Annotated in this window: 1 rRNA gene; it reads right to left on the bottom strand. The window is 53.8% G+C overall.

Going from position 1 to position 223, the window contains the following annotated elements:
- Positions 1 to 223: ribosomal RNA gene (locus IQP38_RS26085) — 16S ribosomal RNA — on the bottom strand; the annotation flags it as partial.

Raw genomic sequence — 223 nt, 5'->3', positions numbered from 1 at the left:
TACCGCGGCTGCTGGCACGGAGTTAGCCGGTGCTTCTTCTGTCGCTAACGTCAAATAATGCAGCTATTAACTACACTACCTTCCTCACGACTGAAAGTACTTTACAACCCGAAGGCCTTCTTCATACACGCGGCATGGCTGCATCAGGCTTGCGCCCATTGTGCAATATTCCCCACTGCTGCCTCCCGTAGGAGTCTGGACCGTGTCTCAGTTCCAGTGTGGC

This window comes from Vibrio sp. OPT41, assembly GCF_015163595.1.
Lineage (GTDB): Bacteria > Pseudomonadota > Gammaproteobacteria > Enterobacterales > Vibrionaceae > Vibrio > Vibrio alginolyticus.
The sequence above is the reverse complement of the archived record's forward strand: the minus strand, read 5'-3'. Positions and strand labels throughout refer to the sequence as shown.